Annotated in this window: 11 protein-coding genes; 2 read left to right on the forward strand and 9 right to left on the reverse strand. The window is 60.2% G+C overall.

Annotation, left to right across the window (positions count from 1 at the left end; translation table 11 throughout):
* The 3 genes from Mhypo_RS14625 to Mhypo_RS14635 form a co-directional block, all read right to left on the reverse strand.
* A partial coding sequence (locus tag Mhypo_RS14625) for a biotin/lipoyl-containing protein (RefSeq protein WP_119342023.1) occupies positions 1-293 on the reverse strand: 293 nt, incomplete at its 3' end.
* Positions 294-377: 84 nt separating this feature from the next.
* A complete protein-coding gene (aceE, locus tag Mhypo_RS14630; protein WP_119342024.1) occupies positions 378-3,098 on the reverse strand; it encodes a pyruvate dehydrogenase (acetyl-transferring), homodimeric type in 2,721 nt (906 codons plus the stop codon).
* A gap of 666 nt (positions 3,099-3,764) precedes the next feature.
* Entirely contained in the window at positions 3,765-4,439 is a 675-nt protein-coding gene (locus tag Mhypo_RS14635; protein WP_119342025.1) for a hypothetical protein, read from the reverse strand.
* Between the two features lie 163 nt (positions 4,440-4,602).
* Here Mhypo_RS14635 and trmB point away from each other — a divergent pair, with 163 nt between their 5' ends.
* Complete coding sequence (gene trmB / locus Mhypo_RS14640) at positions 4,603-5,523, forward strand: tRNA (guanosine(46)-N7)-methyltransferase TrmB (RefSeq protein WP_119342026.1); 921 nt, start codon at positions 4,603-4,605, stop codon at positions 5,521-5,523.
* A 692-nt stretch (positions 5,524-6,215) separates the two neighbouring features.
* Here the strand turns inward: trmB and Mhypo_RS14645 are convergent.
* From Mhypo_RS14645 to Mhypo_RS14665, 5 genes are all read right to left on the reverse strand, one after another.
* Complete coding sequence (locus tag Mhypo_RS14645) at positions 6,216-6,764, reverse strand: N-acetyltransferase (RefSeq protein WP_170148319.1); 549 nt, start codon at positions 6,762-6,764, stop codon at positions 6,216-6,218.
* 62 nt (positions 6,765-6,826) lie between these two features.
* A complete protein-coding gene (gene argH / locus Mhypo_RS14650; RefSeq protein WP_119342027.1) occupies positions 6,827-8,221 on the reverse strand; it encodes an argininosuccinate lyase in 1,395 nt (464 codons plus the stop codon).
* Between the two features lie 181 nt (positions 8,222-8,402).
* Positions 8,403-8,909 (reverse strand): GNAT family N-acetyltransferase, encoded by a 507-nt coding sequence (locus Mhypo_RS14655; protein ID WP_119342033.1) that lies wholly within the window; start codon positions 8,907-8,909, stop codon positions 8,403-8,405.
* A gap of 72 nt (positions 8,910-8,981) precedes the next feature.
* A complete protein-coding gene (locus Mhypo_RS14660) occupies positions 8,982-10,175 on the reverse strand; it encodes an argininosuccinate synthase (protein ID WP_119342028.1) in 1,194 nt (397 codons plus the stop codon).
* Between the two features lie 484 nt (positions 10,176-10,659).
* Complete coding sequence (locus tag Mhypo_RS14665) at positions 10,660-11,262, reverse strand: winged helix-turn-helix domain-containing protein (protein WP_240637272.1); 603 nt, start codon at positions 11,260-11,262, stop codon at positions 10,660-10,662.
* 228 nt (positions 11,263-11,490) lie between these two features.
* Here Mhypo_RS14665 and Mhypo_RS14670 point away from each other — a divergent pair, with 228 nt between their 5' ends.
* On the forward strand, positions 11,491-12,837 hold the full coding sequence (locus Mhypo_RS14670) for an MFS transporter (RefSeq protein ID WP_119342030.1): 1,347 nt from the start codon (positions 11,491-11,493) through the stop codon (positions 12,835-12,837).
* Between the two features lie 145 nt (positions 12,838-12,982).
* Here the strand turns inward: Mhypo_RS14670 and Mhypo_RS14675 are convergent.
* Positions 12,983-14,293 (reverse strand): DUF4832 domain-containing protein (locus tag Mhypo_RS14675; RefSeq protein ID WP_119342031.1); only part of this gene is annotated, 1,311 nt, incomplete at its 5' end.

The following is a 14,293-nucleotide window of genomic DNA, read 5'->3' on the forward strand; positions in this document are numbered from 1 at the left end:
GTAGGGGTCGGCGGGGGGGGCGTTGCGGGTGCAGGCTTGGGGGCTTCCGCGGATGGCGCAGCACTCCCCAGGACCGCTATCACCTGCCCGCTTTTCACCTCGTCGCCGGGTTTGACCATCACTTTGGAAACCGTGCCCCCTTCAGAGGCGGGGGCTTCCATCACCGCTTTGTCGGTTTCCAACTCCAACACCGGCTGTCCTGCCGCGATGGTATCGCCCTCTTTGATCAACACCCCCACCACCACAGCGGAGGCCACATTATCGCCCAGGTCGGGTAGTTTTAGTTCTGCCATGTATTGCTCCCTTCCGTCACGCCCATAGCTCAGTGCGAATAGCGAATGGCTGCTCTTTTGCTGTGGGCTATCAGCTATTGGCTATCAGCGTTTGTGCGGCGCTTCCCGCTTGGGGTCGATGCCCAGTTTCTTGATGGCTTCGCTGAGGGTATTGACGTTTACCTTGCCCTCGCTGCGCAGCGCCGAGAGGGCCGCCACCACCACATGTTTGGCATCCACCTCAAAGAAGTCGCGCAGGGCCTCGCGAGTCTCGGAGCGCCCGAAGCCGTCGGTGCCCAGGCTGTGGATGGGGCGGTTCAGATAGCCCGAGACCATATCCGGCAAGACCTTCATGTAATCACTCGCAGCGATGATGGGCCCCTCAGTTCCATTCAAACACTGCGCCACATAAGGCAGCTTGGCCTTGCTACCGGGGTTAAGGCGGTTCTGACGCGCGGTCTCCTGGGCCTCGTAGTAGAGGGCTTTATAACTGGTCACGCTCCAGACATCAGCGGCAATGTTGTAGTCTGCCAGCATCTCGGCGGCCTTGAGCACCTCGTTGAGAATGGTTCCGCTGCCCAGCAGTTGCACTCGAGCCTTGGGCTTTTTCAGCTCGCTCTTTTTGAAAAGGTACAGGCCCTTCAGAATGCCCTGGCGAGTTTCTTCGCGGGGCTCGGGCATGGCAGGCTGGACATAGTTCTCGTTCATCAGGGTGATGTAGTAGAAGATGTCCTCGCCATCGTGGTACATGCGCTTTAGGCCGTCTTGCAGGATGACCGCCAGCTCATAGGCAAAAGCCGGGTCATAGGCGGGCATGTTGGGCACCGGCAGGGCCAGTACATGGGAGTGGCCGTCCTCGTGTTGCAAACCCTCGCCGTTCAGGGTGGTGCGGCCTGCGGTGGCCCCCATCAGAAAGCCCTTGGTGCGCTGGTCGCCTGCGGCCCAGACCAGGTCGCCTACCCGCTGCAACCCAAACATCGAGTAGTAGATGTAGAAAGGAATGGTGGGCACCCCGTGGTTGGCATAAGCCGTACCGGCAGCAATAAAGCTGCACATAGCCCCGGCCTCGTTGATGCCCTCCTGTAGCAGTTGGCCGGTCTCGGACTCACGGTAGACGGTCACGGTTCCAGCGTCCACAGGCGTGTAGAGCTGGCCCTTGGGCGAGTAGATGCCCACCGAGGAGATCACGCCCTCCATGCCGAAGGTACGGGCCTCGTCGGGGACGATGGGTACGATGAGCTTGCCCACCTCAGGATGACGCACCAGCTTGGTCAGCATCCGCACGAAGGCCATGGTGGTGGAAATCTCGCGCCCGCCCGAGCCTGCATAGAACTCCTCAAAGAAGGCGCTATCGGGGGTGTTCAGCTTATACTCGCGCACCCGCCGCTCGGGAATCAGACCCCCCAGGGCCTTGCGGCGAGAGCGCATGTAGCGCACCTCCGGCGAGTCGGGGCCGGGGTGGTAGAAGGGGGTTTTCTCCAGGTCTTCGTCCGAGACCGGAATACCCAGGAAATCGCGGGCTTCGCGCAGATCTTCCAGGGTGAGCTTCTTGACCTGGTGGGCCACATTCTTGGCCTGGGCGGTGGGGCCGAGGCCGTAGCCCTTCACGGTTCGGGCGATGATGACGGTGGGCGAACCCCGGTGTTCCACAGCGGCCTTATAGGCTGCGTAAATTTTGGCCTTGTCGTGACCTCCGCGCGAGAGGGTCAGGCGGTCGAGGTCTTCGTCGCTCATCCCCTCGATGAGCTTCCGCAGGGCCGGGGTATTGAAGAACTTCTCGCGCAGTTCCTTGCCGCCGTAGGCTGCATAGCGCTGGCTCTCGCCGTCCACGAGTTGCTCCATGCGCTCCAGCAGCACCCCCTCGGTGTCTTTGGCAAACAACTCGTCCCAAGCGCTGCCCCAGACCACCTTGATAACGTTCCAGCCGTTGCCCCGGTAGATACTCTCGAGCTCCTGGATCACCTTGGAGTTGCCCCGCACCGGCCCGTCCAGGCGCTGGAGGTTGGCGTTGATCACGAAGATCAGGTTGTCGAGTTCCTCGTAGGCCGCGATCCGCAGGCCCCCCAGGGTCTCGACCTCATCCTGCTCGCCGTCGCCCAGAAAAGCCCAGACCTTGGCGTCGGACCTGGGTTTGAGGCCGCGGTCTTCCAGATAGCGCATGAAGCGGGCCTGGTAGATGGCCTGCAAAGGTCCTAGACCCATGCTAACGGTGGGGAACTCCCAGTAGTCGGGCATCAGCCAGGGGTGGGGGTAGCTGGCCAGGCCGCGCCCCGGCCCGCCCAGGAGCTCGCGGCGGAACTTGCCCAGGTCGTCCTCGGTAAGGCGGCCCTCCAGGTAACTGCGGGCGTACACCCCAGGCGACATGTGCCCCTGGTAAAAAACCAGATCGCGGTCGGGGGAGTCCTGGCCACGGAAAAAATGATTGAAGCCCGTCTCCATTAGCTCAGCAATGCTGGCGTAGGTGGAGATGTGCCCGCCGATGCCATCGGCTTTTTTGTTGGCCTGCTGCACGATGGCGATGGTATTCCAGCGCAGGATATTGGCGATGCGCTGCTCGAGCTCCATATCGCCCGGATAGGGCGGCTGGCTCGCCAGGGGGATGGTGTTGACGTAGGGGGTGTTAACCTTGTCATGGATGACCACCCCCTGGCGGTAGGCGTAGTTCTCGAGCATTTCCATAAGCTGCGCCACCCGGTCACGACCGGCGGTACGCAGGATGTACTCGAGGCTCTCGCGCCACTCCTGGTTCTCGAGGTCTTCTAGTCGGATCTGCTCTTCGGCAGATAGCCCGGCACGGGCAGCGATCAGTTCGCGGTCTTCAACCATGCGGTGCTCCTTTGAGCCAGTAACCAAACACCCATGACCGAAGACGCGATTCCGCGGCCATTGGCGTTCGGCGTTTGGCGGCCGTTCTTTGTCATCAGCCTTACATTACAGCAGATATTTTCAGGGCCAATCGTAAGGAAGTATGTTTTTTACAGCGTATAAAAAACTTTTACCAAATGGCAAATGAAGATCGAAATAAGGTGTGCAAGATGGGTTTTTGAATATTTCAACAAAGCCAGTTAGCCTGAAGGATCTCGTGCGGTTCCCTTTGCAAGCAACGGCTTCTGGGGTCGCTCATGCCGCATCACATATAGCGCCGATAGGGGAAAGGCAGTAATACCGGATTCAAAAAGACAGTTTACAAAACCAAAAACACTAGAGGCTGTCTTTTTGAATCCTAGAGCACACCCCTCCCTTGAGTACCGGCGCTAGCCGGGGGCCGATGGCCCTTCACTGTCGGTCGGCGAAGAAAGCGTCTCCCTTCCAAGGGGCGGTATCGCCCTCCGCTACGCGGATAACTTCGGTCGGGTTAGTTCGTCACCTTTGGTGACGAACTAACCGAATCTGGTATAAGACCATACCAGAAGGAGTGCAGGCCCCCTCCCGCGTAGCCGCAGGCATCGGCGCCCAAAGCACAACGGGTCACCTCGAGGCCCTTGGCTTTCATCAAGGCCCCAGTTTGCGCTTGAGGTACAAAAGCAAATCCTCCAGCGCCGTGCGCAAGGCCCGCTGCTCACGCAGGATGGCCTCGATGCGGTCTTCTGGGGTGGCCAGGGTAAGGGTTTTGAAGATCATGTTGGTGTTGCCGCAGCGCGGGCAGGGGATGGTGGGGGGTGAGCTGGTAGGGGCGTAGAAGATGCGGGTGTTGTCGCGGGTGCAGAGCATGTACTTGGCCCCGGCAGCCTCGCCGCGCCGGATGGCCTCGGCCAGCTCCCTGGCTTCTTCGGTAGCGTAGCCCAGGAAAAAGTCGCCCCCTACCTCTTCTATTGAAGGGAGCACCTCACGGGTGGCGGTCAGGTCGGACTTCAGACCGCGCGGGGCAGTCCAGGAGATGCCGTTCCACTTGAAGTGGCGCAGGTGGCGCTTGCGGGCTTTGTCTTCAATTTCAACGATCAGGTTGACCTCGGGGTCTTTGGGGTAGTAGTACAAACGCACCGCCGCTACCCCACTCAAAGCTGGCTCAGGGGGCATGGTATACGAGAGCGGGCCATCGGTTTTGATGCGGCTGTTGTAGCCCACCAGGTTTTGCAAATCGTAGAGGGTGAGTCCAGGATGCTCAAAGTCACCCTCCAGAAACGCCCGAACCTTGGCAAAGGCTTGCTCGAGACCCACATCCACCATAGCTGGCTAAAGTCTACCATTCAGGTCAAGGGGCAAAAAACCGCAACCTGGGCACCCAGACACCCCAGAGGTTGTGTTGACCATCGGCCATATACTATGGACTATCGGCTTTGCTTGCGCTTTCGCCCACAGGCCCAAGCGCCAAACCGTATAATGACCCCTCGTGTTGATTCGCGTCGGCGACACCGACTTCCCCCTACCCAGGCCCCCCCAGGTGCTCGAGGTGGGCTTTGGCGATGGGCGTTTTACTGCCCAACTGGCGCGCCTGTACCCCGACTGGCAGATTCTGGGGGTAGAAATTTCGGCGGGCTCGGTGGCCAGGGCCCTAAAGCGCTTTCGGCGGGAGGGCATTGGGAATGTGCAGGTCTACCACGGCGAGGCCCTTTTTGCCCTGCGCAACCTGGTTGCTCCACACAGCTTGCAGCGGGTTTATGTCAACTTCCCCGACCCCTGGCCCAAAGCCAAGCATGAACATAACCGCCTGCTGCAACAGGCCTTTTTCCGGCGGCTTTCCACCCGCCTGGCCGATGGGGGCGAGCTATTGCTCACCACCGACCACGAGCAATACTGGCAGTTTGCCCAGGCCGAGGGCAGGGCCAGCGGGCTTTTCGAGGTCGAGACCCCCCCGCCGCCCGAACACCACCTCACCACCAAGTACGCCCTGAAGTGGAAAGAACAGGGCCGCAGGTTCTACCATGCGGTTTTTCGAAAGATTGCCGAAGACCCCAACCCCTGGCTCCCCCTTCCGAGGTATCCTATGCCCCATGCCCTGATGTCCGGTACCCTACCCGAACTCCACAGCTTCGAGAAAAACGTAGTTCGTTTTGAGGGCGGCACAGCGGTGCTGCTCGAGGCCACCCGCACCCTCGGCCCTGAAGGCGGCTATTATTTCCATACCCATATCGAGGAAGAAGATCTTATTCAAGACGTACTGCTGGAAGCCCGCCCCAGCGCCCACGGGTTGTATGTGGGCATCTCGCGTTTTGGCGCACCCCTCAGCACCGCGGGGGTACGGGCTGCGGTGGAGTGGCTGGTGGGCTGGCTCGAGGGCCAGGGGCTTCGGGTTGTGCAACGTTCGTATTAGGCTTGACTATCGGAACTGTATCGCAGTCCCCTGAGAGACTGTCTTAAGATTCTCCCAGACGATACTATCTCAAGTTACGCAGAAGTGAATAAATCCATCCAGCTCGTGTCTTTCAACCTATGAGCTACCAGGAGATGACTCCGGCAGCTGGCGGATGCTATTGAGCCGCACAACCATGCACAAAGCCGCCCTCTCCATCCTTGACATCAACTCAGTCCTTACCCCAATAGCGTTGAGGAACCTACACTCAAAAAAGTTGGCGCACATCTTTATCCGAGCATGCAAGAGATTTATCTATCCCTGTGAGCTTTATTCATTGTAGAGACGGGTAGTAGCGCACGGCTAACCTGTCCCTTATTTTCTAGCAGGTTTCAAGTCCTTTTCCGATCCGAATTGGGGTTCAAAAAAACAGTTCAAAAAACCAAAAACCCCACAGGTCGTCTTTTTGAATCCTGAAGCACACCCCTCCCGAACGGTCGGCAAAAAAAGCGTCTCCTTTCCAAGGGGCGGTATCGCCCTCCGCTACGCGGATAACTTCCAAGGGGCGGTATCGCCCTCCGCTACGCGGATAACTTCGGCCAGGTTGGTTCGTTAGCGAACGGTATCGAATTAAACGAATCTGGTATTACCCGGCGGTTCTGGCTGGGGTTATTTGGTCATCCCCCGGCATTCATTAATCGGAGCTTGAAACGCTAGGCTATGCTCTTTTTATAGGCGTTTTCTACATCCAGCACCTTGGTTACACCAATTTCGCGGCAGTTGTCGTAAAAGGGGCAGGCGCTGCATTCGGCAAAAACTTTGGGCGGCAGGGCTTCGCGGGTGGTGACCTGATAGCCCAGGCTGGTGAAGAACCTAACCTGGAGCGTCCAGGCGAAAATCTGGGGGATGCCCAGGTCCTTGGCTTCGCGCTCGGCTGCCAGGGCAATCCAGCGGCCCAAACCCTGCCCCTGGCGTTCGGGGTGGATGGCCAGGCCTCGCACCTCGGCAATATCGTGCCACAGGATGTGTAAAGCGCCGCTGCCTACAATATGCCCATCTTCGTCTTCCAACACGAAAAAGTCGCGCAGGTTCTCATACAGGTGGTTGTGGCTGCGCACCAGCATCAGGCCCCGTTCGGCCCAGTATTTGATGAGGGTGTAGATGGGGTCTACATCCTTCATGCGGGCCTTTCGAAGCTCTACGTTGGCATCCCAGCGCACCCTGGGCAAAACGGTGGTGCCAATCTCAATCAGGTTACTCACATGCCCCCCTCAGCCTGCCCTCCCCCACACAGGGGTAATGGCGATGTTACTCCAAACTAGCCTCACACCTCGACCTCGATCTTCAGCACTTTCAAGGCTTCCCGCACCGCCTCGGGCGCGGTGCCGCCGTAGCTTCGTCGTCGGTGGATGGCGGTCTCGAGGCGGGTCAGGGCCAGGGCCTCCTCATCAAACAAGGGGTGGAAGCCCCGGAGTTCAGCCAGGCTCAGGTCGCGCAGTTCCTTGCCGTCCTCGGCGCAGTGGCGCACGATACGCCCCACCACATGGTGGGCCTCGCGGAAGGGCACCCCACGTTCGGCCAGGTAGTCGGCCAGCTCGGTGGCCAGCGAGAAGCCCGACTCGGCGGCCTTGAACATCACCTCGGGGTTCCACTTAAGGCCAGGCAACATGGCCGTCAGGAGCTTGACCGAGGCCCGGTAGGTATCTACTGCATCAAAAAGAGGCTCTTTGTCCTCCTGCAGGTCTTTGTTATAGGTCAGGGGCAGGCCCTTGGTCAGGGTGGCCAGGGTGACGAAGCTGCCCAGCACCCGGCCCGCCTTGCCGCGAATCAGCTCGGCGTGGTCGGCATTCTTCTTCTGCGGCATGATGGAGCTTCCGGTAGAGAAGGCGTCGGGCAGGGTGGCAAAGCCAAACTCGAAGGTGGTGTAAAGGATAATCTCTTCGGCCAGGCGCGAGAGGGTAATCTGAGCGATGGCCAGGGCTGCCAGCACCTCGAGCACAAAGTCGCGCGAGCCCACCGCATCCATGGAGTTGCGCATGGGGCGGGCAAAGCCCAGCGCCTGCGCGGTGAGGTGGCGGTCTATGGGAAAGCCCGTGCCGGCCAGAGCCGCCGCGCCTAGGGGGGATTCGTTTAGGCGGTTCAAAGCATCCTGTATACGCCCGGCGTCGCGCGTAAGCATCTCGTAGTAGGCCAGGAACCAGTGTGACAAAAGCACCGGCATGGCCCGTTGCAGGTGGGTATAGCCGGGCAGGATGAGGGGGGGCTCGAGGTACTTTTCAGCCTCCTGCACCAGCACCTTTCGCAAGGCCTTCAGGTCGGCCAGCATGCCCTGCAGTTCCCCTCGAACCCACAGGCGCAGGTCGGTGGCCACCTGGTCGTTGCGGCTACGGGCGGTGTGCAGCTTACCCCCCACCGGGCCTACCAGTTCCGTGAGGCGCACCTCAACGTTCATGTGCACGTCTTCCAGTTCTTCACGCCACTGAAAAGTGCCGTCTAGAATTTCTTGCTGCACCGCCAAAAGACCCTGGCGTATCTGGGTCTCTTCCTCGCCAGAAAGGATGCCCTGCCGCGCCAGCATAGCCGCATGGGCCAGCGAGCCCTGGATATCCACCAGGGCCAGGCGCTTATCGAAGCTCCAGGAGGCGTTGAACTCCTGCGCAATCTGGCTGGGGGCCTCGCTGAAGCGGCCCCCCCAGGTTTTTTGTGTATCCTGGCTCAAGTATTCCTCCCTAAACGACAGCCGACGGTGGATGGCCTATTGCCGATAGCCACAGCCCGACGTACCAGACCCACAACGCAAGGCTCGAAAGACCTACCATTCTGCGCCGCAACCACCTTCATCTTCATCCCGCGACCTGAGACCTGAGACCTGCGATTTTGGGACGGGATGCTACAGCAACTCATGAGAGCACCTCGAGCCTCCGCACCATCACAAAGGGCGGCGGGGTATTGGGGTTGGGCGTGCTGTAGCGCAGGCCGGGGTCGTAGGTAAAACCGAACTGGGTGTACCACTTGAGCAGCTTGGGCTGGTCGTGCCGCACGGCCAGGCGCAGTTCCCTAGCCCGCACCTCGAAGGCCCGGCGGGCCAGCACCTCCATCAGCCGGTGGGCCACCCCCTGCTTGCGGTACTCGGGCAACACCCCCAGTTTCCTGACCTCCCAAACCCCGCGCTCTCTGGGGTCGGGGTGACGCACCAGGCGTACCGTACCCACCACTTCTGTGCCACTGAGGGCCACCCAGGCATAGCCGCGCGCCATATCGGCCTGCACCCGTTCCGCCGTTTCCTGGTGGCCCGAGGAGTCCGGGGCCACCCGGTCGGCCCAGGCCCGGCGCACCAGCTGGGCCACGGCCTCCGCGTCGGCGGGGTTGGCGAGGCGAATCTGCACCTGGGTTGATTCACCCTGCATGGCAAACCCCACCCAGGCCACAAAACCCTGGCAACAACGGCTGTCCCTCGACCCTCGACACCTGAGCCTCGACTAGTCCTTCGGCTGGGCCTTGGCCCGTACCCGCAGCCTGAGCGAGTTGAGCTTGATGAAGCCGTCGGCATCGGCCTGGTTATAGCCACCTTTTTCATCGAAGGAGACCAGGCTCTTATCGTAAAGCGAGAGCGGCGACTTGCGCCCAGCCAGGATGATATTGCCCTTATACAGCTTGAAGCGCACCGTGCCGGTGACGGTCTTGGCCACATGGTCCATGTAGGCTTGCAGGGCCTCGCGTTCGGGGGCAAACCAGAAGCCGTTGTACACCAGCTCGGCGTACTTGACCCCCAACTGGTCGCGCTGGTGCATCACCTCGCGGTCGAGGGTGAGGCTTTCCACGGCCCGCCGGGCGTGGTACATCAGGGTGCCGCCGGGGGTTTCGTAAACGCCCCGCGACTTCATACCCACGAAACGGTTTTCTACCAGATCCACCCGTCCGATGCCGTGCCGTCCGCCAATTTCGTTGAGCCTGGCCAACAGGCCGGCGGGGGAAAGCCGCTCACCGTTCACGGCCACCACATCGCCGCTTTCGACCTGAATTTCCACCAGCTCGGGCTGGTCGGGGGCGTCCCAGGGGTCCTGGGTCAGGCGAAACATTCCGGCGGGAGGTTCGGCCCAGGGGTCTTCCAGCACCCCGCCCTCGAAGGAGTTATGCAGCAGGTTGGAGTCCACGCTGTAGGGCTTCTCGAGGGTGGTAGGCACCGGAATCCCGTGTATGGCTGCATACTCCATCATCTGGGGACGGCTCACCAGGTTCCACTCACGCCAGGGGGCAATCACCTTGATGTCGGGCTTGAGCGCGTAGGCCGTAAGCTCGAAACGCACCTGGTCGTTGCCTTTGCCGGTCGCCCCGTGCGAGATGGCCTCGGCCCCCTCTTCCTGGGCAATGCGCACCAGGTGCTTGGCGATCAGGGGCCGGGCAATGGAGGTGCCCAGCAGGTAGTAGCCCTCGTAGAGCGCGCCGGAGCGCAGCATGGGGTAGACAAAATCGCGCACGAACTCTTCGCGCAAATCCAGGGCATAGGCCTTGCTGGCGCCGGTCTGGAGGGCCTTGACCCGAGCCTCCTCAACCTCCTCACCCTGGCCAATATCGGCGGTAAAGGTGATGACCTCGGCGTTGTAGTTTTCGATAAGCCATTTCAAGATGATGCTGGTGTCCAGACCGCCGGAGTATGCGAGTACGATTTTCATTCATTCACCTCTGGGTTGGGAACAAAGCCCACACAAAGCCATACAGTACCGCCAAATCCCCTGTGGTACAACCGGTGGCTTGTCGCAAACATACTGAATAAGGATACAAATCTAAGCATAAGCGGTCAAGGTTGTTTTTTTACTGCATCCGACCTTTTTTTTGAGCAAATTGCGCGCAAAAGCAGAGTGATTTGTTTAGAGGTTGGCACCTGCATAACCACAAAATGTAAGCGCATAAATGTTCAAGTGGTAGTTGTGGGTGATTAATCATGCTCAATGTTTTTAGTTAGCATCGCCCAGAGTAAAGCTGCCAAATTGTTCGGTGCCGCGATGCGGGATGCTACCAAGTCGTGGCCTGTAGCCTCTGCGATGAATTCCTTGTCATGGATGATGTGGCCTTTGGCAGGCTGTTCTCAGCAAATCGGCTTGCTGAAAGCGGAAATCTCTGAAAACTCGCTTCACACGCGTTTTTTCCAAGCGATGGCTAAGGGTCAGGGGTTGGGGCCAGGCCCAGGTGCATCACAAATTTCTCAGCCCCACCCCGGTGGGCATAGCGCTCGTAGAGTTCCCAGAGCTCGCGCTGCAGGGCTTTGGCATCGGCCCGGTCGAGCCTCAGACCCCCTGTCCAGAGATTGAGTACAGCGGGATACCCTGGCCCGAGAATTTGGGGAACGCCCTTGTAATCGTCCTGGCTTGAACCCCAGATCAACAATCCGTCTTCGTCAAGATAAACCACCATTTGCGATTTGTAGTTGCTCTCTCCCAGGGCCTTTTGCAGGCCGCGCTCGAGCCGCGACTTCCAGGACACGTGTTCGGTCAGGTTTTCCAGCAAGCTATGGGGTATCAAATCCAGCGGAATCTGGAAGGCAGTAGCCGTGGCCCGGTAGTGTTTTATGGCTCGGCCCTGCCGAGCCTCCACCTTTACTACTTGCAGCAACCCCGCTTGCAGCATCTGCAAGACGCGGTAGTGCATGGTCTGGAGGGGTAGCTTGAATTCCTCGGCAGCGACCTTGACGGTTGTGGGTTCGCGCATAAAGGGCTTGAGGAAGATCGCCACATCTGGATCGGCCAGAATACGGGCTGCCAATGGGTTGCAGAGCTCGAGAACTCCATTTCGCGGCGCCGCCTCTTGAGCAGGTACCGATTGGCTCTCCACTCCACCTGATTTTGCAGTAAGCATTTCAAATTCTCTGGTTTTCTCTAGCGTTCTGGACATCTTTTTACTCTACTCTAGAAATTATCTTTTTTGTGGAGTAGACCCCACCTAGACTCGAGAGAGGGCTGCAACAACAGCTCGGGCTTATTTGGGAGAACCATGCAGCCATACTTATCCGGATTACGGGGATTCACCCTGGTGGCTTTTGGACAGCTGGTCTCGCTGGTGGGCAGCGGCATGAGCCAGTTTGCCCTGACCATCTGGGCCTTTGAAAAAACCGGGCTGGCTACCTCGCTGGCCCTGATGGGCTTTTTTTACATGGTGCCCCTGATTCTTATCTCCCCCTTTGCCGGGGCCTGGGTGGATCGGGGCAACCGCAAGCTGATGATGGTGGTCTCCGACCTGGGTGCGGCCCTGGGGACGCTGGCGGTGTTTTTGCTGTACCTGAGCGGAAGCCTGGAAATCTGGCACCTGTACGCAGTGGGGGCGCTCAACGGCCTGACCAACGCCTTCCAGTGGCCTGCCTACTCGGCAGCCATCTCGACTATGGTGGACAAGAAAGACTATGCGCGGGCCAACGGCCTGCTCTCGCTGGCAGAGTCGGCCTCGGGCATCGGGGCCCCCATCCTGGCCGGCATCTTTCTGGGGTGGGTGGGACTGGGGGGCATCCTGCTCCTGGATCTGGTTACTTTTGCTGCTGCGTTCCTGACGCTAATCCTGGTACACATCCCCCAACCCAAGCAGAGCGCTGTCGGGCTGGAAAGCCGGGGCAGTCTGCTGAGCGAGGCCATCTATGGGTTTCGCTTCATCTTTGCCCGGCCCAGTCTGCTGGGTTTGCAGACGGTGTTCTTGCTGGGGAACCTGGTAGCCAATCTGGGTTCGGCCATCATGGCGGCCATGATTCTGGCCCGCACAGCCTCGAGCGAAACCGTGCTGGCCACCGTGCAAAGTGCAGCCGGCATTGGTGGGGTGTTGGGCGGGGTACTGCTTTCGACCTGGGGCGGCCCCCGACGCAAGGTACATGGGGTGCTTTTGGGCTGGGTGCTCTCGAGCTTTTTTGGAAGTGTGTTGTTGGGGCTGGGGCAAAGCGTGTGGGTCTGGGCCGCCTCTGCCTTCGTCTTTGCCCTGATTTTGCCCATTCTGAACGGCTCCAACCAGGCCATCTGGCAGGCCAAGGTACCCCCCGATGTACAAGGCAAGGTGTTCGCTGCCCGGCGCATGATTGCCTGGGTAGCCGGACCGCTGGCCCTGCTGGTAGCCGGCCCCCTGGCCGACCGGGTGCTCACCCCCGCCATGATGCCCGGTGGCTCACTGGTGGGTCTGTTTGGTGGGCTGGTGGGTACCGGGCCGGGGGCCGGCATGGCGTTGTTGCTGGTAATGAGCGGCCTGCTGGGGATGGCGGTGGGCCTGGGCGGCTACTTCTTCCGGGCGGTGCGCGAGGCCGAAGACTTGATCCCCGACCACGACCAGATCCCTGGAGGCCAGGGCAAGCCGTTGCCATCGTAATAAGTACGGCACCCCCGGCATCAACCCCCAAGTTCTGGGTACTTGCCTGGGTGAATCGAGATCACAGGTGGCGCTGAAACCACCCATTTTTTGCTCTTAGCTTTCGGCACAAATTCAGATATGCGCCTGCGAGCCTGCAACATCGCTATTGAACCTTCAGGATGGTTTGCAGGTTGTTGTAGCCGGTGCTGGCTTCCCAGGTGTTCTGGTTGGCCAGCCGGATGGCATACTCGGGTCGGCTCGAGAGTCCACTCACGGCGTCGGGCAGGTGCAGCAACAAATCGTAGTCCCCGGCGGGCAGGTTGGCGGGCAGGGGCGCATCCACGGTGATGGTGGTGGTCTGGCCGGCCGTCCAGCGGCGGGGATCGCTGTTCAGCGCTACCGTGTAGACGGTCTGGGTGCCCCGGGCCCGCAACACCAGCTGTACCGGGCGGGGGTTGAAGGGGGTAGCAAAGCCCTCGTTGGCTATCTCGAGGCTCATCTGCAAACGCTCACCGCGGCTCACCTGCTCGGGCACCACAGCCCGCACCAGGCGGAAGCGGTAACCCAAACGACGGGCAATCTCGTCGAAGCAGCCCTCGGTCCGCCAGCGGTCTATGGCGGGACGGTAGAAGGTCAGGTTAAGGTAACTCCAGTGGAAGCGACGCATCTCGGCCAGGGCCGTGGGGCAGTCGGTGCGGTGCTGCGAGGGGTTAACCTGGCAGGTTTCTCCACCCACCCCAGTAAACTCGGTCATGCGGTCCAGATAGCTTTGCATGGCGCTCTTCTGGCTGATGGGGTTGTAGGTGCCGGTGTCGTCGGGGCCGGACAGAAAGCAGTCGTTGTGGTGACCCACCCGGGCCTGGTTGCTCCCGTTGTAGGCGGTGTTGCGATCTACTGGCGTAGGATATAGGGCCAGTAGATCGCCAGGGTAGCGCAACTGAACCATGCGGTCTGTGGGCATCGCGGCCAGCAGTGCATTCAGAATGGTTTGCTTGTTGGTCAGCGAGGTCAGGCCATTGGTGGACGCATGCCACTCGCCCCAGGCCCCGATAAAGCCAGCCTGGAGCACCAGGATCACGTCCTTGTAGTCGCGCAATACTGGCTGGAATTGCTCGATGTGGCGCAGCACCCAGTCCAGGGGTGCATCGGCTTCAAAGCCAAAGTTGTAAGCAAAGCGCAGCACCACCTTGAGCCCCGCCCGCCGGGCCGCCTCGAGGCCTCGCGTCACTTGAGCAATATAGGTCTGCGGCACCAGTGAGGTGCGGTAGGCATCAAGCCGCACATACGAGTGCACCACCGTCACCTGGTGTTGGGGCTTGACCCAGCTCAGGTTGGTCTCCTCGGTGAGGGGGATGCTGACATAAAAGCCGCGCTCGGGATTGAGGAAGTTTTCGTTGCTGGACAGATAGGTAATGGTCTTGCCGGCAGGCGGGGTGGGGGTCGGCGAGGGAGGAGGCGGTGCTGGCGTAGGGGG

The sequence above is a fragment of the Meiothermus hypogaeus genome, from assembly GCF_003574035.1.
GTDB classification, from domain to species: domain Bacteria; phylum Deinococcota; class Deinococci; order Deinococcales; family Thermaceae; genus Meiothermus; species Meiothermus hypogaeus.